Below are 21,809 nucleotides of genomic sequence, written 5' to 3'. Positions count from 1 at the left end.
CGATGAATGGGCAGGGCGCCAGAAACAAAAAAAGCCGGAGAGCGACCCCCGGCAAAAACAGCATTGCAGTGTTATTCTGCGCTGAACCACTCGTCAGCGCTTTCCCAGGTTTCCTGAAGGATTTCCTCGATCAGATCCCGGTCGGTTTTGGCGCCCCCCAGCACGGAGAGGCCGTTGGCGCCGGCATAACGTACTTGCACGACGGCGTCTGGAAACTGGCGATTGACCCGCTTGCCCAGTTCGCCGGTCAGCGCCTCAATGGCGCCCGCCGGCAGCGGCCGGGTTTTATCTATAGTGACTTCAACACGCATAATTGCCCCCGAAGCGATTTACTGTTTATTTATACAGTTAACCGGGCGCGGGGGCAAGAGGGCGAAACAAAAATATCAGTCTTTCAGCGACCAGTTCAGGGTTTCACCGGCGAGGAAGGGGATCACGGATTCATTGCCCAGGGCGATCTCTTCCGGTTGGGTGGTCGGCACGCGCTGCAACTCGATGAAGTCTTCGTTGAGCGGAAGGCCGTAGAAGCGCGGACCGTTGAGCGAGCAGAAGGCTTCAAAGTGCTCCAACGCGCCGAGCTGTTCGAACACGGCAGCGTAAGCCGGGATGGCATTCGGCGCGTTGAAGCAGCCGGCGCAGCCACAGCTGGACTCTTTGCGGTGCTTGAGATGCGGGGCAGAGTCGGTACCGAGGAAGAAACGGTCCGAGCCGCTGGCGACCGCCTGACGCAGCGCTTCCTGGTGGACATTGCGCTTGAGGATCGGCAGGCAGAACAGGTGTGGGCGAATGCCGCCCACCAGCATGTGGTTGCGGTTGAACATCAGGTGCTGTGGCGTGATGGTGGCACCGAGGAAACGATTGCCTGCCTGCACATATTGCGCCGCTTCTTTGGTGGTGATGTGCTCGAAGACGATCTTAAGCTCCGGGAACCGGCGGCGGATAGGCTCCATGACCTGTTCGATAAAGCGCGCCTCGCGGTCGAAGATATCGACGGCAGGATCGGTCACTTCGCCGTGGATCAGCAAAGGCATGCCGATTTTTTGCATCTGTTCGAACAGCGGGTAAATGCCGGTCACGTCGCTGACGCCGTGGCTGGAGTTGGTGGTGGCGTTGGCTGGATACAGCTTGGCGGCGGTAAACACCCCTTGCTCGAAGCTGTTGATCAGTTCACTGGCCGCCAGGGAGTTGGTCAGGTAGCAGGTCATCAGTGGAGTGAAGTTGTGGCCCTGCGGGACCGCCGCCAGAATGCGATCGCGGTAGGCGCGCGCGGCGGCCACGGTCGTTACGGGCGGAACCAGGTTCGGCATCACGATCGCCCGGCCAAATACCTGGCTGGTATAGGGCACCACGGTTTTCAGCATCTCATCGTCACGCAGGTGAATATGCCAGTCGTCTGGGCGGCGGATTTTCAGAACTTGAGGTTGTGCGGTCATCTAGCTAGGCTCCGGCGGTCAAATACGTCTAATGAAAAGCGAATAATGGGTTTATTCACGCCGGGGTGTAAGGATAAGCGGAAAGTGCCTGAGATGCATCTGTTTGTTGGCGACAAGTTGAAATCAGTAGGGCAGCGGGCGCATAGTAACAGGGATTTCAACGATGCCGACGCCAATACCGTCGACTTTCATCAAGTGGAAAGGGAGAAAGCAATGGAAGTACGCGTTATCGCCACCCTGCAAGCGAAAGCGGGATTTGAAGCCGTCGTCAGCGAAGCGGTGCACGACATTATCGAGCCGAGCCGCCAGGAGTTGGGTAACCTGCAATATGACTTGCATCGCGATCTGGAAAAGCCGGGCGTTTTCGTGTTCTTTGAGCGTTGGGCCAGCAGCGAAGCGCTGGATAAGCATAATGAGACGGCGCATTTTCAGCAGTTCGTCAGCCGGCTTGACGGCAAGTTGGATGTTTTGGACATCAAGAAACTGAAGAAGATCGCCTGAGCATTTTACAGGCAAGAAAAAACCCGCCGATGGCGGGTTTTTTTTAGGGTTGCAGATTAACTTATTCGTTAACCGGCTGCGGCTTGGTGGCCGGCGCGGTGGCCTGGCTCGCTGCCGAGTGACCGCCGGCTGAACCTTTGCCTTCAAAATTGAAGGAAGGGCGCTGCCAGTCGCTGTGCTTGCGTTCTTCCGGCTCGTAGGCCGGCGCAGGCGCTTTGGTCATCGGCGCAGTGGCGATGTGTTTGTACAGTACGTCCTGTACGGCTTTCACCGGAGCGGGCTGTTGAACAACAGCAGGTGCAGGCTCGGCGGCAGTTGGCTCCGGGGCTTTTTCCACCGGAGCGGCTTCCACGGCGGCTGGCGCAGGTGCGGCTTCTACCACTGGCGTTTCTTCCGCTGGCGTGGCTTCTACCGGTGCGGTTTCGACCACAGGCTCTTCTTCCACCAGCTTGGCTTCAACCACAGGCTCTGCCGCAACGACTTCAGCTACCGGCTCGGCTTCCACTGCCGGGGCAGTCTCTTCCGCTTTCGGTTCTTCAACTGCGGCAGGTGCCGGAGCGGCTTCTACCGGCGCCGGGGTTTCCTCGGCCGGGGTAGCAACGACAGGCGCTACGGCTGCAGCTTCTTCCGATACGGTAACGGCAGCAGTTTCAACGGCGGCTTCTGGTGCCGACTCGTTGACGCTGGCCGCAGCCTGAGTTTCTTCCACGGCAACGTTGTGCTGTTCAACCGCTGCGGCGACAACCGGTGCCGCTGCCTGTTCTACTTCTACGACTTCGGCCTGCACTTCGGCTTCTTCAACCTGAGCAACCGGGTAGCTTACCCAGACTTTGCCCGACGCCATTTCCGGCGAAGCGAACGCGCCCGCCAGTGGCATTGGGGATTGCAGCGGGTAACGCTCATCACGGTAACGGCGGCGGCGCTGGCCGCTGACGCGCAGGTGACGCGGTGAACGACGGGAGCGACGCGGCATGCCTTCACCATTGCCGCGGTTTTCGCCCTGGGCATCGTCTTCCGGCTGAGCGGCAACGGTTTCCGGCAGCAGCTTGACGCTGTCGTCGGCGGTCGACTGCGCGTCGGCGGCTTTCGCGACCGGCGCTTTCGGCGCCAACAGCTCTTCCGCTGCACGCTGCAGTTCTTCTTCCGCAGACAGGATACGCACTTTCTGCGACAGAGGGCGGCGCTGACGGCGCTGCATATTCTGCTGCTGGCGTTCTTCCTGCTCTTCGTCGGTGCTCTCGACCGCTTCAACGCTTTCCAGCGCTTTCACTTCCTGCTGAGCCTGGCGCTTCTCTTCCTGACGACGACGCTGGCGTTCAGCACGTTGCTCACGACGCTGCTGCTGATCTTCGCGCGGCGCTTTAGCGCTTTCTTCCGAGGCGGTTTCCTCCGCTACCGGTGCGTTCTGCTGCTGGTTGCGGCGGTTGCGGCGCTGCTCATCGCGGGATTCACGCGATTCACGGCCTTCGCGGTTCTCACGCGGTTCACGGTTGTCGCGCTCGCGATTGTCACGGCCTTCACCGCGCTCTTTACGCTCGCCGCGTTCCGGACGATCGCCACGCTCACCGCGCTCTTTACGGCCGGTGCCTTGACGGCGCTGACCGCGACGATCCTGACGACGGTTTTCACCGTTGCCTTCCGCCTTCGGCGTTTCGGCCGGTTTGGCTTCTTCGACGGCAGGTTGTTCTTCACCGGCGAACAGGCTCTTCAGCCCCCCGAACAGGCGGCCCAGGAAGCCCGGCTTGGCGGCGACCGGCGCTGCGGCTTGAGCCTTGGCGGCGGTAGCGGCAGGCTTGGCCACGGCGACGGGTTCTTCAGCCGGCGGCGGCGCATCGGCGGACAGTGAGAAGGAAGCCAGGGCCGGTTGCTCTGGACGTTTGCGCTCCATCGGCGCATCTTCCAGCGGGCGCTCCATGTCTTCTTCATGCAGCTTCGGCAGCAGGTAGCTGAGGGTAGAGGTTTCCTCTCCCTTGCGCACGCGCAGCACCGAGTAGTGCGGGGTTTGCATCTGATCGTTCGGCACGATGACGGCTTTCACGCCGCCCTGGCGTTTTTCGATCGCGCTGACGGATTCGCGCTTTTCGTTCAGCAGGTACGAAGCGACCTGAACCGGCACGATAGCGTGAACTTCTTTGGTGTTTTCCTTCAGCGCTTCTTCTTCGATCAGGCGCAGGATGGACAGCGCCAGCGATTCGTTGTCGCGGATGGTGCCGGTGCCGTTACAGCGAGGGCACACGTGGTGGCTGGACTCGCCCAGCGACGGGCTGAGGCGCTGACGGGACATTTCCAGCAGACCGAAACGGGAAATGCGGCCGATCTGGATGCGCGCGCGGTCCTGGCGCACGGCGTCGCGCAGGCGGTTTTCCACTTCGCGCTGGTGGCGAACCGGCGTCATGTCGATGAAGTCGATGACGATCAGGCCGCCAAGGTCACGCAGGCGCAGCTGGCGAGCGATCTCGTCCGCCGCTTCCAGGTTGGTGTTGAACGCCGTCTCTTCGATGTCGCCGCCGCGGGTTGCGCGGGCGGAGTTGATGTCGATGGCGGTCAGCGCTTCTGTACTGTCGATGACGATCGAGCCGCCGGACGGCAGACGCACTTCGCGCTGGAAGGCGGATTCGATCTGCGATTCGATCTGGTAGTGGCTGAACAGAGGGATTTCACCGCTGTACAGTTTGATTTTGCTGCTGAAATCCGGGCGGCCCAGCGCAGCGATGTGCTCTTTGGCCAGATCGAGAATTTTCGGGTTGTCGATCAGGATTTCGCCGATGTCCGGGCGCAGGTAATCGCGGAAGGCGCGCACGATAACGTTGCTTTCCTGGTGGATCAGGAACGGCGCAGAGCGGCCTTCGGCGGCTTTTTTAATCGCTTCCCAGTGCTTGAGGCGGAAGGAGAGATCCCACTGCAGCGCGTCGGCGGATTTGCCTACGCCCGCGGTGCGAACGATCAGGCCCATGCCGTCCGGCAGTTGCAACGAGGAGAGCGCTTCTTTCAGCTCGGTGCGATCGTCGCCCTCGATGCGGCGAGAAATACCGCCTGCACGCGGGTTGTTCGGCATCAGCACCAGATAGCTGCCCGCGAGACTGATGAAGGTGGTCAAGGCGGCGCCTTTGTTGCCACGTTCTTCTTTGTCTACCTGAACGATGACTTCCTGGCCTTCGCGCAGCACATCTTTGATGTTTGGGCGGCCATGGGAAGAGTAATTGCTAGGGAAGTATTCGCGGGCGATTTCTTTAAGGGGGAGGAAACCATGTCGTTCTGCGCCGTAGTCCACGAACGCTGCTTCAAGACTTGGTTCAATGCGGGTGATTTTGCCTTTGTAAATATTCGCTTTTTTCTGCTCATGACCCGGACTTTCGATATCCAAATCATACAGCCGCTGTCCATCTACGAGGGCAACACGCAACTCTTCCTGCTGAGTTGCGTTAATCAACATTCTTTTCATCTTAACTTACTCGTTATTTTTACATTATCGACAAAGCTGCGGGCAAAATAACCTCATGGCCGGAGTTAAACCGAAAGCCCCGTGTCTTCTCGCAAAGCCGTCAACCTCACGGTTGTCGCCTGCATAGGGGCGCATTATCTCGGTAAGCCTGCTTTTCTTTGTGAAAGACAGCACTTTTACTAGGGGAATAGCCTCTGATTTACGTCGACAGATCTGATTCCATTTGCCGGCCAAGCTGCAACCCGCAGCCCGCTAATTGTTTGATTTCGCATTACGTCTTACGCCATTGCTGCGTTTTTGCGCGATCAGACAAATTTTATAATTCCACCGTTTTCCCTGTTTAACGAGAATCAACGCGGAAAGTAACTGCATTATTCCACTGCTGATGCCGTTATAGCAAGGTGACTTTTCCTTAACTGCGGAAGAAATCGCAAACGTTCAAATCGGCTTGCTGCCTTATTGTCCGCTGGGGTTTCGCCCGCCGTCAGAGAGACAGTTAAGCACAGAAAAAGATGTGGCGCTATTCACGCGCTCTATTTAGAATCCCGCACCATGAAAACGAACAATCCAGCAGTACAATTCATCACGATTTCCGACGACGAAGCCGGTCAGAGAATCGACAACTTTCTGCTCGCTCGCCTGAAAGGCGTGCCGAAGAGCATGATTTACCGCATCGTGCGCAAAGGCGAGGTGCGGGTCAATAAAGGACGCATCAAGGCCGAATACAAATTGGCGGCCGGCGACGTGGTACGCGTGCCGCCGGTGCGCGTGGCCGAGCGTGAAGAGACGCCGGTGTCGGCCAAGCTGGATAAGGTAGCCGCACTGGCGGACTGCATCCTCTATGAAGACGACCACCTGCTGATCCTCAACAAGCCTTCCGGCACCGCGGTGCACGGCGGCAGCGGCCTGAGCTTCGGTGTGATCGAAGGGCTGCGCGCGCTGCGCCCGGAAGCCCGTTTCCTCGAGCTGGTGCACCGTCTGGATCGCGATACCTCCGGCGTGCTGTTGGTGGCCAAGAAGCGTTCCGCGCTGCGCTCGCTGCATGAACAGCTGCGGCTGAAAGGCATGCAGAAGGATTATCTGGCGCTGGTGCGCGGCCAGTGGCAGTCCCACTGCAAGGCCGTACAGGCGCCGCTGCTGAAAAACATTCTGCAAAGCGGCGAACGCATCGTGCGCGTCAGCAGCGAAGGCAAACCTTCGGAAACCCGCTTCAAGGTGGAAGAGCGTTACGAATTCGCCACTCTGGTGAAGGCCAGCCCGATCACCGGGCGTACTCACCAGATCCGCGTGCACACTCTGCATGCCGGGCACCCGATCGCCTTTGACGATCGCTATGGCGACCGTGAGTTCGATCGCCAACTGGCGGGTACCGGCCTGAAGCGGCTGTTCCTGCACGCCGCGGCGCTGCGCTTCGAGCATCCGTCCACTGGCGAAACGATGCGCATCGAAGCGCCGATGGACGAAGAGCTGCGCCACTGCCTGCAGATGCTGCGCCGGCAAGCGGCCAAGTAATCCGCGTCAGACCAGCGGGTTGATGCCTTCAGCCCGCAACATCTCCAACAGCGCGATCAACGGCAGGCCGATCAGGGCGTTCGGGTCCCGGCCTTCCAGCCTGTCGAACAGCGCGATCCCCAATCCCTCGCTCTTGAAACTGCCTGCGCAGTTCAGCGGCTGCTCCAGACGAATATAGGCAGCGATCTCCGCTTCGCTCAGCGCGCGAAAATGCACGTGGAACGGCTCGCACAGGGCCTGCAGTTGCTTGCTGCGCCCGTTGTACAGCGCCAGGCCGGTATAGAAAGTCACGGCTTGGCCGCTGGCCTGGCGCAGCTGCGCCCGGGCGTTCTCCTCGGTATGGGGCTTGCCGGTGATGTTGCCATCGATCACGCAGACCTGATCGGAGCCGATGATCAGATGTTCGGGATAGGCGAGGGCCAGCGCCTGAGCCTTCGCCGCCGCCAGGCGCAGCACCAGCGCTTCGGCGGTTTCGCCCGGCAGTGGGGTTTCATCCACCTCGGGTGCGGCGCAGTCGAAGGGCAGCTGCAGCTTCTCCAGCAGCATTTTTCGATAGGGGGAGGTGGAAGCTAAAAGCAATCTCTGCATAATTTTTTTCGCAAACCGTAGCGTAAATGGGTACGGCATTTTAAACTGTCGGCCGCTGTGGAAGCGAATATTGGTGAAAGGAGCCGTTTTACGGCCTTTTTCTTTGACTCTATGTCGTTACAAAGTTAATATGCGCGCCCTATGCAAAAGGTAAAATTACCCTTGACCATTGATGCGGTACGTACCGCTCAGAAACGCCTGGACTATGCTGGTGTCTATGCGCCTGAGCAGGTTACTCGTGTTGCCGACTCTGTGGTCAGTGTGGACAGTGATGTCGAGGTGTCGTTGTCGTTCAATATCGACAATCAGCGCCTCGCGGTGATAACAGGGCATGCGGACGTCACGGTAACGTTGATGTGCCAACGCTGTGGAGTCCCGTTCGAACATCAGGTTCACACAACATATTGTTTTAGCCCGGTCGTCAATGATGAGCAGGCTGAGGCATTACCGGAAGCGTACGAACCGATCGAAGTTGACGAGTTTGGCGAAGTCGATCTGTTGGCAATGATTGAAGACGAAATTATTCTTTCACTGCCTGTCGTTCCGGTACATGAATCTGAACACTGTGAAGTGTCCGAAGCGGACATGGTATTCGGCCAACTGCCTCCCGAGGCGGAGAAACCGAATCCGTTTGCCGTATTAGCCAGTTTAAAGCGTAAGTAATTGAGGAGTAAGGTCCATGGCCGTACAACAGAATAAACCAACCCGTTCCAAGCGTGGCATGCGTCGTTCTCACGATGCTCTGACCACGACTACTCTGTCTGTAGACAAAGTATCCGGTGAAACTCACCGTCGTCACCACATCACTGCCGACGGTTTCTACCGCGGTCGCAAGGTTATCGGCTAAGTAGCGATACCTTGACTCGTCTAACCCTGGCGTTAGATGCAATGGGCGGGGACTTCGGTCCCTGCGTCACAGTGCCTGCTTCGTTGCAGGCACTGGCCTCTAATTTACAGCTTCATCTCCTGCTGGTCGGCAATCCCGACGTCATCTCCCCTTTGCTTGCCCACGCCGATCCGGTTCTTCTGGAGCGTTTGCAAGTCGTGCCCGCCGAGTCCGTGATCGCCGGCGACGCCAAACCTTCACAAGCGATACGCGCCAGCCGCGGCACGTCGATGCGCATTGCGCTCGAGCAGCTCAGCAGTGGAAATGCACAGGGCTGCGTCAGCGCCGGCAATACCGGTGCGCTGATGGGATTGGCGAAGCTGTTGGTCAAGCCGCTGGAAGGCATCGAACGCCCGGCGCTGATGACGGCGATCCCGAATCAGCAACGCAGTAAAACCGTGGTGCTGGATCTGGGCGCCAACGTTGAGTGCGACAGCACCATGCTGGTGCAGTTTGCCGTGATGGGTGCGGTGATGGCGGAAGAGGTGATCGGCATTGCGCAACCGCGGGTGGCGCTGCTGAATATTGGCGAAGAAGAGACCAAAGGCCTGGATAATATCCGCGAAGCGGCCGCTGTGCTAAAAAATACTCCGGCAATCAACTATATTGGTTACCTGGAAGGAAACGAACTGCTCACCGGCAAGACCGACGTGTTGGTTTGCGATGGCTTCGTGGGCAACGTCACCCTGAAAACCATGGAAGGGGTGGTCAGGGTGTTCTTATCGCTGCTGAAATCGTCCGGCGACGGAAACAAGCAAGCGTGGTGGCTGAAATTGTTGGGCCGTTGGTTGCAAAAACGGGTGGTTAAGCGGTTCGGCCACCTGAACCCCGACCAGTATAATGGCGCATGTCTGTTAGGATTGCGCAGCACCGTAGTCAAGAGCCACGGCGCTGCGAACCCTCACGCGTTTGCAGTCGCAATCGAACAGGCTGTGCAGGCGGTGCAGCGGCAAGTCCCGGAAAGGATTGCTGCGCGCCTTGAGGCTGTATTACCTAAGAGTGACTGATCGTACATGTATACAAAGATTCTCGGTACGGGGAGTTATTTGCCCGTACAAGTGCGCACCAATGCTGATTTGGAAAAAATGGTGGATACCTCTGACGAGTGGATCGTCACGCGTACCGGTATCCGCGAACGTCGCATCGCCGCTGCGGATGAAACCGTTGCGACGATGAGCTTCCAGGCCGCTGAGAAAGCGCTGGAAATGGCAGGTGTGGCTAAAGAAGACATTGGGCTGATCGTCGTGGCGACCACCACGACCACTCACGCGTTCCCGAGCGCGGCGTGTCTGGTGCAGCAAATGCTGGGCATCAAAGACTGTGCGGCGTTCGATCTGGCTGCGGCCTGCGCCGGCTTCACTTACGCGCTCAGCGTGGCCGATCAGTACGTGAAAAACGGCGCGGTCAAACATGCGTTGGTTATCGGCGCGGACGTCTTGTCGCGCACGCTGGATCCTGAAGATCGCGGCACCATCATTCTGTTTGGCGATGGCGCAGGGGCGGTGGTGCTGGGGGCTTCTGAAGCGCCGGGCATTCTGTCTACCCATCTGCATGCCGACGGCAGCTACGGCAACCTGCTGACGCTACCGTACAAGGATCGTCAGAATCAAGACAAGCCGGCCTATGTCACCATGGCGGGCAACGAAGTCTTCAAGGTTGCGGTTACCGAGCTGGCGCGCATCGTCGACGAGACGTTGCAGGCCAACAACATGGACCGCAGCGAGCTGGATTGGCTGGTACCGCACCAGGCCAACCTGCGCATCATCAGCGCAACGGCGAAAAAACTGGGCATGGGAATGGACAAAGTGGTGGTGACGCTCGATCGTCACGGCAACACCTCTGCCGCCTCGGTGCCTTCCGCACTGGACGAAGCCGTGCGCGACGGGCGAATTCAGCGTGGCCAACTGGTGCTGCTGGAGGCCTTCGGCGGCGGCTTTACCTGGGGCTCGGCGCTGGTTCGTTTCTGATTTGGACAGGAAGAAAAAATGACGCAATTTGCTTTTGTTTTCCCGGGCCAGGGGTCGCAGACCGTTGGCATGCTGGCCGAGTTGGCCGCACAGTTCCCGATCGTCGAAGAAACCTTCGGCGAAGCCTCTTCCGCCCTGGGTTACGACCTGTGGCAACTGGTGCAGCAAGGCCCGGCGGAAGAACTGAACAAAACCTGGCAGACCCAACCGGCTCTGCTGGCCGCCTCGGTGGCGATTTTCCGCGTTTGGCAGCAGCAGGGCGGTAAAGCGCCTGCGCTGATGGCGGGCCACAGCCTGGGCGAATACTCGGCGCTGGTCTGTGCCGGCGTGCTGGACTTCAAGGCGGCGATCCGTCTGGTCGAGCTGCGCGGCAAGCTGATGCAGGAAGCGGTGCCGGAAGGCACCGGCGCGATGTACGCCATCATCGGTCTGGACAACGACGCAATCGCCAAGGCGTGTGAAGAGTCTGCGCAAGGGCAGGTGGTTTCTCCGGTCAACTTCAACTCGCCGGGCCAGGTGGTCATCGCCGGCAACAAAGAAGCGGTTGAGCGCGCAGGCGCCGCCTGCAAAGCCGCCGGCGCCAAACGTGCGCTGCCGCTGCCGGTGAGCGTGCCTTCGCACTGCGCACTGATGAAGCCGGCCGCCGACAAACTGGCCGTGGCGCTGCAGGACATCACCTTCAACGCGCCGCAGGTGCCGGTGGTGAATAACGTCGACGTGCGCACTGAAAACGATCCGGAAGCGATCCGCAGCGCGCTGGTGCGTCAGCTGTACAGCCCGGTACGTTGGACCGAGAGCGTAGAATTTATCGCAGCACAGGGAGTGACGTCGCTGCTGGAAGTGGGGCCGGGCAAAGTGCTGACCGGCCTGACTAAACGTATTGTTGACACCCTGACGGCTGCGGCGGTGAACGACACCGCCAGCCTGTCGGCGGCGCTTGAACAATAAAGAGGAAAATGATGAGCTTCGAAGGTAAAATCGTTCTGGTCACCGGCGCGAGCCGTGGTATTGGCCGAGCTATTGCAGAAACGTTTGTGGCACGCGGCGCCAAAGTGATCGGCACCGCGACCAGCGAGAGCGGCGCTGAAGCGATCAGCAGCTACCTGGGCGCAAACGGCAAAGGGTTTATGTTGAACGTTGTTGATGCGCAATCTATCGACAGCGTGCTCGCATCGATTCGCGCCGAATTTGGCGAAATCGACATTTTAGTGAATAATGCCGGCATCACGCGTGATAACCTGCTGATGCGTATGAAGGATGACGAGTGGGAGGATATCCTCGACACCAACCTGACTTCCGTATTCCGCCTGTCAAAAGCGGTAATGCGCGCTATGATGAAAAAGCGGTTTGGCCGTATCATCACCATCGGTTCCGTTGTCGGTACCATGGGGAACGCAGGGCAGGCGAACTACGCGGCGGCTAAAGCCGGTCTGATTGGTTTTAGCAAATCTTTGGCACGTGAAGTTGCTTCGCGTGGCATTACGGTCAACGTCGTGGCACCTGGCTTTATTGAGACGGACATGACACGGGCGTTGACAGATGATCAACGCGCAGGCATTTTGTCATCAGTTCCAGCCAACCGGCTGGGCGATGCTAAAGAAATCGCCAGCGCTGTTGCATTTTTGGCCTCTGATGAGGCCGGCTATATCACCGGTGAAACGTTACATGTCAATGGCGGCATGTACATGATTTAAAAAATGTGAAAACCATTTGCGTTATTTGAGGCAAAAACCGCAAAATAGCGTAAAATCGTGGTTTGACCAGCCGGGATTTAGTTGCATCTTTTTCAGCATTTTATACACTACGAAAACCATCGCGAAAGCGAGTTTTGATAGGAAATTTAAGAGTATGAGCACTATCGAAGAACGCGTTAAGAAAATCATTGTTGAGCAACTGGGTGTTAAACAGGAAGAAGTTTTGAACAACGCTTCTTTCGTTGAAGATCTGGGCGCTGATTCTCTTGACACCGTTGAGCTGGTAATGGCACTGGAAGAAGAATTCGACACCGAGATTCCAGACGAAGAAGCTGAGAAGATCACTACTGTTCAGGCAGCTATTGATTTCATCAACGCTAGCCAGCAGTAAGAGAACATATCTAGGCGGTCGTTCGACCGCCTAAGTTTTTTCTATCCCTAGTGTCATATTTTTCCCTCCCTGGAGGACAAACGTGTCTAAGCGTCGAGTAGTTGTGACCGGACTGGGCATGTTGTCTCCTGTCGGCAATACGGTAGAGTCCACGTGGAACGCTCTTCTTGCCGGTCAGAGTGGCATCAGCCTGATCGACCATTTCGATACCACTGCCTATGCGACCAAGTTTGCTGGCCTGGTAAAGAATTTTAATTCTGAGGATTTCATCTCTCGCAAAGATGCGCGCAAGATGGATGCCTTTATCCAGTACGGTATCGCTGCCGGCATGCAAGCCATGCAGGATGCAGGTCTGGACATCACCGAGGCTAACGCCAGCCGCATTGGAGCCGCGATCGGTTCCGGCATCGGCGGCCTGGGTTTGATCGAAGAAAACCACAGTTCACTGGTCAACGGTGGCCCACGGAAAATCAGTCCGTTCTTCGTGCCATCCACCATCGTGAATATGATTGCAGGCCACCTGACAATCATGTACGGCATGCGTGGCCCAAGCATTTCCATCGCCACCGCCTGTACTTCAGGTGTGCACAACATCGGCCATGCGGCACGTATCATTGCTTACAATGATGCTGACGTGATGCTGGCCGGTGGGGCAGAGAAAGCCAGCACCCCATTGGGCGTCGGCGGCTTTGGCGCAGCGCGCGCCCTGTCCACCCGTAATGACAACCCGCAGGCGGCGAGCCGTCCGTGGGATAAAGACCGCGACGGCTTCGTGCTGGGTGACGGCGCCGGCATGATGGTGCTGGAAGAGTACGAGCACGCGAAAAAACGCGGCGCGAAAATCTATGCCGAAGTGGTGGGCTTTGGGATGAGCAGCGATGCTTATCACATGACGTCGCCACCGGAAAATGGCGCAGGCGCTGCGCTGGCGATGGAAAATGCCCTGCTTGACGCCGGTGTGACCCCGTCACAAATCGGCTACATCAATGCGCACGGCACTTCTACGCCGGCGGGCGACCAGGCGGAAGCGCAGGCGGTGAAATCCGTCTTCGGTGCCGATGCCCAGCGTGTGCTGGTGAGCTCTACCAAATCGATGACCGGCCACCTGTTGGGTGCGGCAGGCGCGATCGAGTCTATCTTCACCGTGCTGGCGCTGCGCGATCAGGCGGTACCGCCAACCATCAACCTGGATAACCCGGATGAAGGTTGCGATCTGGACTTCGTGCCTCACGAAGCGCGCCAGGTGAGTGATATGGAGTTCACCCTGTGTAACTCCTTCGGCTTCGGCGGCACCAACGGCTCGCTGATCTTCCGCCGAGTGTAACTCGCGCTGTGGATAGCTGACGAAAAGCCCGGTTTTTTAACCGGGCTTTTTTACGCCCGTCGTTTGGCCGCCGGCGGGGCTGCGTATCGTCTCGCCGCCTGCTATTCTGCGAGCGTAATGAAATCACCCGGCAACAGGAGGAAGCATGTACTGGATTAACGGACAACGCCACGATGCACTGGCGCCAAGCGATCGCGGCCTGCAGTTCGGCGATGGCTGCTTTACTACCGCCCGGGTTATCGATGGCAAAATCGAGCTGCTGCCCTGGCATTTGGAGCGGCTGCAGCAAGCGGCGCAGCGGCTGATGCTGCCCGCCACCGATTGGCTGGCTTTCGAGCGGGAGATGGCACAGGCGGCCGAATCAATTCCGCTCGGCGTGGTCAAAGCGATACTGACGCGCGGCAGCGGCGGACGGGGCTACAGCCCGACGGGGTGCGAAAACCCGACGCGTATCGTTGCCCGCAGCAGTTACCCTGCGCACTATTTGCAGTGGCGCGAGCAGGGCATCTCTCTTGCGCTCAGCCCGGTGGCGCTGGCGCGCAATCCGTTGCTGGCGGGGTTGAAGCATTTGAACCGTCTGGAGCAGGTGCTGATCCGCGCGCATCTTGACCAGACGGCCGCAGACGAGGCGCTGGTGCTTGACACTGCCGGTATGCTGGTGGAATGCTGTGCGGCTAATTTGTTCTGGCGTAAGGGAAAAGCGGTATTTACCCCGGATCTGAGCCAGGCGGGCGTCGCGGGCCTGATGCGGCGGCGGGTGATCGCGCTGCTGGCGGGCTCGGAATACCGTCTGCACTGCGTCAGTGAACCGTTGGCGACGCTGGCCGATGCCGACGAAGTCCTGGTGAGCAATGCGCTGATGCCGCTGCTGCCGGTAAATGCTGCGCAATCATGGCGTTATCATTCGCGCCAGCTGTATGATTTTTTGCGTCCACACTGTTAACCATGGCTGATTGATGAAGAAAAGAAAGCTGAAGGTCCTGTCTGTTATTGTTGTTCTGGTATTGGCACTGCTGTTTTGGGGCTACCAGAAGATCGAACGCTTTGCCGATACGCCGCTGGCTATCCAGCAAGAAACCATCTTCAAGCTGCCGGCCGGCACCGGCCGGGTGGCGCTGGAAGGGCTATTGGTACGCGATAAACTGGTGCGCAACGGGCGCTGGTTCCAGTGGTTGCTGAAACTGGAGCCGGAGTTGGCGGAGTTTAAAGCCGGTACCTACCGGTTTACGCCGGGCATGACGGTGCGCCAGATGCTGAAACTGTTGGCCAGCGGCAAAGAGGCACAGTTCACTGCACGCTTTATCGAGGGCTCACGCCTGCGTGACTGGCAGCAGGTGCTGCAGCAGTCCAAATACCTGAAGCATACCCTGGCGGGCAAGAGCGAAGCGGAGATTGCCGCTGCGCTTGGTATTCCTGCGGGAGAAACGCCGGAAGGGCATTTGTACCCGGATACCTATCAGTATACCGCCGGCATGAGCGACATCGCGCTGCTCAAACGCGCACACGTGCGCATGAACAAAGCGCTGCAGGCCGCCTGGGCCGGCCGCGACACCAGCCTGCCGTATAAAACGCCGGAAGAGCTGCTGACCATGGCCTCGATCGTCGAGAAAGAGACTGCGGTGCCGGAAGAGCGCAGCAAGGTGGCGTCGGTGTTCGTCAACCGTTTGCGCATCGGCATGCGCCTGCAGACCGATCCGACGGTGATCTACGGCATGGGCGAAAGCTATAATGGCAACATCACGCGCAAGGATCTGGAGACGCCGACGCCTTACAACACCTATGTGATCGCCGGCCTGCCGCCAACGCCGATCGCCATGCCGGGTGAGGCCTCGCTGCAGGCGGCCGCCAATCCGGCCAAAACGCCATATCTCTATTTTGTCGCCGACGGCAAGGGTGGGCATACCTTCACCACCAATCTGGCGAGCCATAACCAGGCGGTGCGCGTGTACCGTCAGGCGTTAAAGGAAAAGAATGAAAAGTAAATTCGTTGTTATCGAAGGGCTGGAAGGCGCGGGTAAAACTACCGCGCGCGACACGGTGGTCAATGTGCTGCGTGAACACGGCGTCAGCGACATCGTCTTCACCCGCGAGCCGGGCGGCACGCCGCTGGCGGAGAAGCTGCGCGATCTGTTCAAGCGCGGCATCGACGGCGAATTGCCGACCATCAAGGCCGAAGTATTGATGCTGTACGCCGCGCGCGTGCAGCTGGTGGAAACCGTGATCAAACCTGCTCTGGCGCGCGGCGCCTGGGTGGTGGGCGATCGCCACGATCTCTCTTCACAGGCTTACCAGGGCGGCGGTCGCGGTGTGGATCCGCAGTTGATGAGCTCGCTGCGCGACACCGTGCTGGGGGATTTCCACCCGGATTTGACGGTCTATCTCGATCTGCCGCCGCTGGTCGGCTTACAACGCGCACAGGCGCGCGGTCAGCTGGATCGCATCGAACAGGAGGCGCTGCCGTTCTTCGAGCGCACCCGCGCTCGCTATCTCGAGCTGGCGGCGCAGGATGAAACCATCGTCACCGTCGACGCCGCCCAGCCGCTGGAGCAGGTGACCGCGGCGATCCGCGACTGCGTCGGCCACTGGCTGCGGCAGCAGGAAGGCGCATAATGAACTGGTACCCGTGGTTGAACGGCCCTTATCGCCAGCTGATTGGGCAGTACGCCGACGGCCGCGGCCATCATGCGCTGCTGCTGCACGCGGCGGCAGGCAACGGTGACGACGCGCTGGCCTACGGCCTGAGCCGCTGGTTGATCTGCCAGCAGCGCAACGGTGAAAAAAGCTGCGGCGAGTGCCACAGCTGCCGGCTGATGCTGGCGGGCAACCACCCGGATTATCACGTGCTGGCGCCGGAAAAGGGCAAGAGCAGCCTGGGCATTGAGCCGATCCGTCAGGTGATTGAAACGCTGTACGCCCACGCGCAGCAGGGCGGCGCCAAAGTGATTTGGCTGCCGCAGGCGGAACAGCTGACCGAAGCGGCGGCCAACGCGCTGCTTAAAACGCTGGAAGAGCCGCCGGAGAAAACCTATTTTCTGCTGGGTTGCCGTGAGCCGTCGCGGCTGATGGCGACGCTGCGCAGCCGCTGCCTGTACTGGCATTTGGCGAGCCCGGATGAGCAGCTCAGCCTGCAGTGGCTGGGCAGGCAGGCGGCCGGATCTCAGACGGACCGCCTCACGGCGCTGCGCCTGCACGACGGCGCGCCGCTGGCCGCCGAACAGCTGTTGCAGCCGCAGCAGTGGCAACAGCGCAGCGCCCTGTGCGCCGCGTTGAGCGCCGCGCTGCCGCAGCGCGATATGCTGTCGCTGTTGCCGGTGTTGAACCATGAAGACGTCGCCGAGCGCCTGCACTGGCTGTGCGCGCTGCTGGTGGACGCGATGAAGTGGCAGCAGGGTGCGCATCACTATGTATTGAATCAGGATCAGCAGCCGCTGGTGCATCAGCTGGCCAGCCTGCTGAGCAGCGTCTCGCTGCAGCAGATTGTGCAGCAGTGGCTGAACTGCCGCTATCAGCTGCTCAGCGTAGTGGGCGTCAATCGCGAGCTGCTGCTGACCGAACAGTTACTTCGCTGGGAACAGATGCTTGGCGCCGCCGGCTATTCCCAACTTCATTCGCTGTAAAGTAAAAGAGTTAAAAATTATGTTGTTAGTCGATTCTCATTGCCACCTTGACAGTCTGGATTATCAAACTCTGCACCAGAATGTGGACGATGCGCTGGCCAAAGCCAAAGCGCGCGACGTCGGCTATGTACTGGCGGTCGCCACCACGTTGCCGGGCTACCGTTCCATGACCGAGCTGATCGGCGAGCGCAACGACGTGGCCTTCTCCTGCGGGGTGCATCCGCTCAATCTGGAAGAGGGGTATGAGTACGCCGAGCTGCGCCGCCTGGCGGCGGCGGAGCAGGTGGTAGCGCTGGGGGAAACCGGGCTCGATTACTTCTACCAGAAAGATAACCTTGAGCTGCAGCAGGACTCTTTCCGCGAACATATCCGCATCGGCCGGGATCTGAACAAGCCGGTGATCGTCCACACCCGTGATGCGCGCGCGGACACGCTGGCGATCCTGCGTGAAGAGAAGGCACAGGACTGCGGCGGCGTACTTCACTGCTTCACTGAAGATCTGGCCACGGCCGAAGCTCTGCTGGATCTGGGCTTCTACATCTCCTTCTCAGGCATCGTGACCTTCCGCAACGCCGAACAGCTGCGTGAGGTGGCCCGCTATGTGCCGCTGGATCGCATTCTGGTGGAAACCGACTCGCCTTATCTGGCGCCGGTGCCGCATCGCGGCAAAGAAAACCAACCCGCCTATGTGCGCGATGTGGCTGAATACATGGCGGTATTGAAGGGCGTGAGCCTGGAACAACTGGCCGAAGCCACCACCGCCAACTTTTCACGCTTATTTCACCTCGATCTGTGATCTTTGACCTAGGCTATAGCTGTAGGTCATTGTCTGCGTAATTTTTTTTAAGCTCGTAATTAATCACTGAAACGGGTAAGGTTTCCTCCCGTTTCAGGGGATTGATGCGTGTTTTTTGGCCTGTTTTGCCAAAAAACAGCCGGTTTATGCAAAGTTACCGCGGCTCGATCATCGAAACGTGATTGTCATCAAACATTGCGCAGGCTATTTATTTTACTCTGCGTAATAAATTCAAGGGGTGCTCAGACACCCTGAATTGCAGGGGTTTTTCTCCCCCCCCTTGCAGCGCGAATCATCGCGACAAGAAGTAGCAAAGCATTATTACTCAGGAGCACACTCAACTATGTTCAAGAACGCATTTGCAAACCTGCAAAAAGTAGGTAAATCGCTCATGCTGCCGGTGTCCGTGTTGCCTATCGCAGGTATCCTGCTGGGCGTCGGCTCCGCCAACTTTAGCTGGCTACCTGCGGTAGTCTCCCACGTGATGGCGGAAGCGGGCGGTTCAGTCTTCGCCAACATGCCGCTGATTTTCGCCATCGGCGTCGCTCTGGGCTTTACCAACAACGACGGCGTTTCCGCGCTGGCGGCGGTGGTGGCCTACGGCATCATGGTGAAAACCATGGCGGTGGTTGCGCCGCTGGTGCTGCACCTGCCGGCTGAAGAGATTGCGGCCAAACACCTGGCGGATACCGGTGTGCTCGGGGGGATTATCTCCGGTGCCATCGCGGCCTATATGTTCAACCGCTTCTTCCGCATTCAACTGCCGGAATACCTGGGCTTCTTTGCCGGTAAGCGTTTCGTGCCGATCATTTCCGGTCTGGCGGCGATCGTTCTTGGCGTAGTGCTGTCCTTCATCTGGCCGCCGATCGGTACGGCTATCCAGACCTTCTCGCAGTGGGCGGCTTATCAGAACCCGGTCGTGGCCTTCGGCATTTACGGCGTGGTTGAGCGTGCTCTGGTGCCGTTCGGTCTGCACCACATCTGGAACGTACCGTTCCAAATGCAAATTGGTGAATTCACCAACGCGGCGGGCCAGGTATTCCACGGCGACATCCCTCGCTACATGGCGGGTGACCCAACCGCGGGCAAACTGTCCGGCGGCTTCCTGTTCAAAATGTACGGTCTGCCTGCTGCGGCCATCGCCATCTGGCACTCGGCCAAGCCGGAAAACCGCGCGAAAGTCGGCGGCATCATGATCTCCGCCGCGCTGACCTCGTTCCTGACCGGTATCACCGAGCCGATCGAGTTCTCCTTCATGTTCGTCGCGCCGATCCTGTACGTGATCCACGCTATCCTGGCCGGTCTGGCGTTCCCAATCTGCATCCTGTTGGGCATGCGTGACGGCACCAGCTTCTCGCACGGCCTGATCGACTTTATCGTACTGAGCGGCAACAGCAGCAAAATCTGGCTGTTCCCAATCGTCGGCATCATCTACGGTCTGGTGTACTACACCATCTTCCGCGTGCTGATCGCCAAGCTGGATCTGAAAACCCCGGGCCGTGAAGACACCGCTGCCGAGCAGACTGCGCAGGGCGGTTCCGAAATGTCCGCGGCGCTGGTTCAGGCCTTCGGCGGTAAAGAAAACATCACTAACCTGGATGCTTGCATCACCCGTCTGCGCGTCAGTGTGGCCGACGTGTCCAAAGTTGACCAGGCGGGCCTGAAGAAACTGGGCGCAGCCGGCGTAGTCGTCGCGGGCTCCGGCGTGCAGGCCATCTTCGGCACCAAGTCCGACAACCTGAAAACCGATATGGACGAATACATCCGTAATCACTGATTCAGGCAGGGGAGTTACCAAGGGAGGCGAAAGCCTCCCTTTTTTTGCAAGGTCCAAAGTAGAACGAACCCGCACCAGAGCAGGTCTGTAATGGATGAGATCGAATTATTGTGCAAAACTGCGCGGGATTTCGCCGTTAAACCGACTTAAGACTGTTGCGTTGACGTGTAGTCCCAACAACATAGGTCTAATGTCTATACCTATAACAAGGATTTTGTAAGAAGGATTCTTCGAGTGAAAAAGTATTCCTATCCGTTTCTCTTCGCTGCGACCATATCATTTCTAATTGTTGTTTTTCTATTCATCGTATGGAAGCGAGAAATTTATCAAATCACTTTTCTCCGTGTTTCAACGAGTCGCTGCATGATTGTTTCTGCGATGGTGTTGTCCCTATTTATTTCATTGTATTTTATAAATAAAGGTGCTGTTAAAAGCAATAAGTACATTGATTATCTAAAGTTTTATGGTGGCGCTTGCGTTTCTTTGTTATTTATTTTTTTGATTCCAATAATCACAATTACGTATCTGGTGCCAGGCGAAACGTCCAGTTATACGGTCCACTATTCTTACGCATCAGGAAGTTACAAAAGCTGTTCTGGTGCAGATGTTGATGATCCCGATTTAGGGACCAATATCAGGATATGTTACCCCGGTGGTAACTATGAATCTGACAGGGTGATTTTTGTTCAGAAAAGGAGTAATGCCTTGGGAGCTGTGGTTTTGCATGCAACTACATCTCCTTGAAATATCAAAATGAGGAAGAGTGATCATATCCGCATACTGGAAGGGATGAACAATAAGATAAAAGTGGTGAAGCGAATGGCCCATGGTTTTCGGGATAACGCTTACTTCTTCCTGAAAATCAAAGCAGCACTTCCCGGTAAAGCGCGATGAACCTTTTCTATCAGGCACCAAGCCGCTGTTCGAGCTCGGCGAGAGAAGGGAGGAACCAGACCTGTTCGCCGCGATTGGCTTCACGCACAAAGTCTTGCAGCGTGTTGCTTTGCGTCAGCCAGGGGGAGACAGCGCCCAGCAGCGCCACGCGCAGGCGGTAGTTGATGAATGTCTGCAATACGGCGCCGGCAATGCCGCTTCTGAGCTGGAAGAAGGCGGCGTCGAGGCGGTTGATGGGAAGGGCAATCATCCCGGCATTGTGCTCAAAGGCGGGCGCGATAAACAGGCTGACGTCGTTTTCGTCTTTCAACAGCGGCCCGGCTTCGGCGAAAACCACCAGGCGCAGATCATGGATGTGCCGCACGGCGTAGCGCATCGGCGCTCTGGGAGTCAGGGCTTGGCGTGTTGCTGCAGGTAATGCTCGAACACCGCCAGCGTTTCGTCCGAGATATGGTGTTCAATCCCTTCGCTGTCCAGCTCGGCAGTTTCGCTCGGCACCCCGAGGCACATCAACAGATCGACCACGATGCGGTGACGGCGGCGCACCTTCTGCGCCAGCTGCTCGCCTTCCTCGGTTAAAAACACCCCGCGATAAGGGCGCGATTCCACCAGTCCAGCGCTTTTCAGCCGCGCGATATTTTTGATTGCCGTCGGGTGAGACACACCGAAGCGGCGTGCGATGTCGGTGGTTCTGGCTTCGCGGGTGCTTTGCAGCAAATCGGCGATCAGCTCAACGTAATCTTCGATCAGCGCATTGGACTGCGCTTCGCGGGCGCGGCTAAAACGCAGGGCGTGCTCAGCCTCGTCCGGCATGTCGGTCTGGGCGTGGCGGTCGGCGTTATCTGGCGCGCGGGTAACCATAGCGTGGGGCGTCCTGTAAGCATAAAAATGGCATCTCCCGGCAATGCGGGGAGGGTTGCCCTAAGTTAGTCCAAATAGCACACATTATCAATTCGATGCCACGCATTGTGGTAGTTAGAAATATCT

23 protein-coding genes and 1 pseudogene are annotated in these 21,809 nt (G+C 58.2%); 18 read left to right on the top strand and 6 right to left on the bottom strand.

Going from position 1 to position 21,809, the window contains the following annotated elements:
* Window positions 1-71: 71 nt before the first annotated feature.
* Both dinI and pyrC read right to left on the bottom strand, forming a co-directional pair.
* Window positions 72-311, bottom strand: a complete 240-nt coding sequence (dinI, locus tag C9411_RS10015; RefSeq protein ID WP_038875499.1) for a DNA damage-inducible protein I — start codon at window positions 309-311, stop codon at window positions 72-74.
* Between the two features lie 75 nt (window positions 312-386).
* Window positions 387-1,433 carry a dihydroorotase gene (gene pyrC / locus C9411_RS10010; protein ID WP_107226972.1) on the bottom strand — a complete coding sequence of 349 codons (1,047 nt, stop codon included), beginning with the start codon at window positions 1,431-1,433 and terminating at the stop codon, window positions 387-389.
* A gap of 213 nt (window positions 1,434-1,646) precedes the next feature.
* On the opposite strand from pyrC, the gene C9411_RS10005 reads away from it, so the two are divergent.
* Window positions 1,647-1,934: a putative quinol monooxygenase gene (locus tag C9411_RS10005; protein WP_063989523.1), complete on the top strand. Its 288-nt coding sequence runs from the start codon at window positions 1,647-1,649 to the stop codon at window positions 1,932-1,934.
* Window positions 1,935-1,995: 61 nt separating this feature from the next.
* Here the strand turns inward: C9411_RS10005 and rne are convergent, their stop codons facing one another.
* Window positions 1,996-5,376: a ribonuclease E gene (rne, locus tag C9411_RS10000; RefSeq protein WP_107226971.1), complete on the bottom strand. Its 3,381-nt coding sequence runs from the start codon at window positions 5,374-5,376 to the stop codon at window positions 1,996-1,998.
* Between the two features lie 552 nt (window positions 5,377-5,928).
* Between rne and rluC the strand changes: the two genes are divergently transcribed.
* Window positions 5,929-6,888 carry a 23S rRNA pseudouridine(955/2504/2580) synthase RluC gene (rluC, locus tag C9411_RS09990; RefSeq protein WP_107226970.1) on the top strand — a complete coding sequence of 320 codons (960 nt, stop codon included), beginning with the start codon at window positions 5,929-5,931 and terminating at the stop codon, window positions 6,886-6,888.
* Between the two features lie 6 nt (window positions 6,889-6,894).
* On the opposite strand, the gene C9411_RS09985 is transcribed toward rluC, so the two are convergent.
* Window positions 6,895-7,476 (bottom strand): nucleoside triphosphate pyrophosphatase, encoded by a 582-nt coding sequence (locus C9411_RS09985; RefSeq protein ID WP_107227004.1) that lies wholly within the window; start codon window positions 7,474-7,476, stop codon window positions 6,895-6,897.
* Between the two features lie 141 nt (window positions 7,477-7,617).
* Here C9411_RS09985 and yceD point away from each other — a divergent pair, with 141 nt between their 5' ends.
* The 16 genes and pseudogenes from yceD to C9411_RS09905 form a co-directional block, all read left to right on the top strand.
* Complete coding sequence (yceD, locus tag C9411_RS09980; RefSeq protein WP_004927780.1) at window positions 7,618-8,139, top strand: 23S rRNA accumulation protein YceD; 522 nt, start codon at window positions 7,618-7,620, stop codon at window positions 8,137-8,139.
* A gap of 16 nt (window positions 8,140-8,155) precedes the next feature.
* Window positions 8,156-8,323 carry a 50S ribosomal protein L32 gene (rpmF, locus tag C9411_RS09975; protein WP_004927778.1) on the top strand — a complete coding sequence of 56 codons (168 nt, stop codon included), beginning with the start codon at window positions 8,156-8,158 and terminating at the stop codon, window positions 8,321-8,323.
* Between the two features lie 11 nt (window positions 8,324-8,334).
* Window positions 8,335-9,369, top strand: coding sequence for a phosphate acyltransferase PlsX (gene plsX, locus C9411_RS09970; protein WP_071845251.1), 1,035 nt, complete (start codon window positions 8,335-8,337; stop codon window positions 9,367-9,369).
* A 6-nt stretch (window positions 9,370-9,375) separates the two neighbouring features.
* Entirely contained in the window at window positions 9,376-10,329 is a 954-nt protein-coding gene (locus C9411_RS09965; RefSeq protein WP_025302411.1) for a beta-ketoacyl-ACP synthase III, read from the top strand.
* 18 nt (window positions 10,330-10,347) lie between these two features.
* Window positions 10,348-11,277 (top strand): ACP S-malonyltransferase, encoded by a 930-nt coding sequence (fabD, locus tag C9411_RS09960; protein WP_015377451.1) that lies wholly within the window; start codon window positions 10,348-10,350, stop codon window positions 11,275-11,277.
* Between the two features lie 11 nt (window positions 11,278-11,288).
* Entirely contained in the window at window positions 11,289-12,023 is a 735-nt protein-coding gene (fabG, locus tag C9411_RS09955; protein WP_016928193.1) for a 3-oxoacyl-ACP reductase FabG, read from the top strand.
* 154 nt (window positions 12,024-12,177) lie between these two features.
* Entirely contained in the window at window positions 12,178-12,414 is a 237-nt protein-coding gene (gene acpP, locus C9411_RS09950; RefSeq protein WP_004719003.1) for an acyl carrier protein, read from the top strand.
* 82 nt (window positions 12,415-12,496) lie between these two features.
* Complete coding sequence (fabF, locus tag C9411_RS09945) at window positions 12,497-13,738, top strand: beta-ketoacyl-ACP synthase II (protein ID WP_025302412.1); 1,242 nt, start codon at window positions 12,497-12,499, stop codon at window positions 13,736-13,738.
* Between the two features lie 145 nt (window positions 13,739-13,883).
* On the top strand, window positions 13,884-14,681 hold the full coding sequence (gene pabC / locus C9411_RS09940) for an aminodeoxychorismate lyase (RefSeq protein WP_107226969.1): 798 nt from the start codon (window positions 13,884-13,886) through the stop codon (window positions 14,679-14,681).
* Between the two features lie 13 nt (window positions 14,682-14,694).
* On the top strand, window positions 14,695-15,720 hold the full coding sequence (gene mltG / locus C9411_RS09935; RefSeq protein ID WP_049295380.1) for an endolytic transglycosylase MltG: 1,026 nt from the start codon (window positions 14,695-14,697) through the stop codon (window positions 15,718-15,720).
* Complete coding sequence (tmk, locus tag C9411_RS09930; protein ID WP_063989528.1) at window positions 15,710-16,348, top strand: dTMP kinase; 639 nt, start codon at window positions 15,710-15,712, stop codon at window positions 16,346-16,348. The genes mltG and tmk overlap by 11 nt, the downstream gene beginning before the upstream one ends.
* Window positions 16,348-17,355 (top strand): DNA polymerase III subunit delta', encoded by a 1,008-nt coding sequence (holB, locus tag C9411_RS09925; protein WP_107226968.1) that lies wholly within the window; start codon window positions 16,348-16,350, stop codon window positions 17,353-17,355. The genes tmk and holB overlap by 1 nt, the downstream gene beginning before the upstream one ends.
* 19 nt (window positions 17,356-17,374) lie before the next feature.
* Window positions 17,375-18,151, top strand: coding sequence for a metal-dependent hydrolase (locus C9411_RS09920; protein ID WP_107226967.1), 777 nt, complete (start codon window positions 17,375-17,377; stop codon window positions 18,149-18,151).
* 343 nt (window positions 18,152-18,494) lie between these two features.
* Entirely contained in the window at window positions 18,495-19,928 is a 1,434-nt protein-coding gene (gene ptsG, locus C9411_RS09915) for a PTS glucose transporter subunit IIBC (protein WP_019455831.1), read from the top strand.
* Between the two features lie 234 nt (window positions 19,929-20,162).
* Window positions 20,163-20,672 (top strand): hypothetical protein, encoded by a 510-nt coding sequence (locus C9411_RS09910; RefSeq protein ID WP_107226966.1) that lies wholly within the window; start codon window positions 20,163-20,165, stop codon window positions 20,670-20,672.
* Window positions 20,673-20,696: 24 nt separating this feature from the next.
* A pseudogene (locus C9411_RS09905) lies at window positions 20,697-20,822 on the top strand (transposase); the annotation flags it as partial.
* 10 nt (window positions 20,823-20,832) lie between these two features.
* Here the strand turns inward: C9411_RS09905 and C9411_RS09900 are convergent.
* Both C9411_RS09900 and mntR read right to left on the bottom strand, forming a co-directional pair.
* The gene (locus tag C9411_RS09900; protein WP_107226965.1) at window positions 20,833-21,198 is read right to left on the bottom strand and encodes a DUF4180 domain-containing protein; all 366 of its coding nucleotides are present in this window, start codon (window positions 21,196-21,198) and stop codon (window positions 20,833-20,835) included.
* Window positions 21,199-21,212: 14 nt separating this feature from the next.
* Window positions 21,213-21,683, bottom strand: coding sequence for a manganese-binding transcriptional regulator MntR (mntR, locus tag C9411_RS09895; RefSeq protein ID WP_004928761.1), 471 nt, complete (start codon window positions 21,681-21,683; stop codon window positions 21,213-21,215).
* Window positions 21,684-21,809 lie beyond the last annotated feature (126 nt).

This window comes from Serratia sp. Nf2, from assembly GCF_003028435.1.
In the GTDB taxonomy this organism is placed as follows: domain Bacteria; phylum Pseudomonadota; class Gammaproteobacteria; order Enterobacterales; family Enterobacteriaceae; genus Serratia; species Serratia marcescens_L.
The sequence above is the reverse complement of the archived record's forward strand: the minus strand, read 5'-3'. Positions and strand labels throughout refer to the sequence as shown.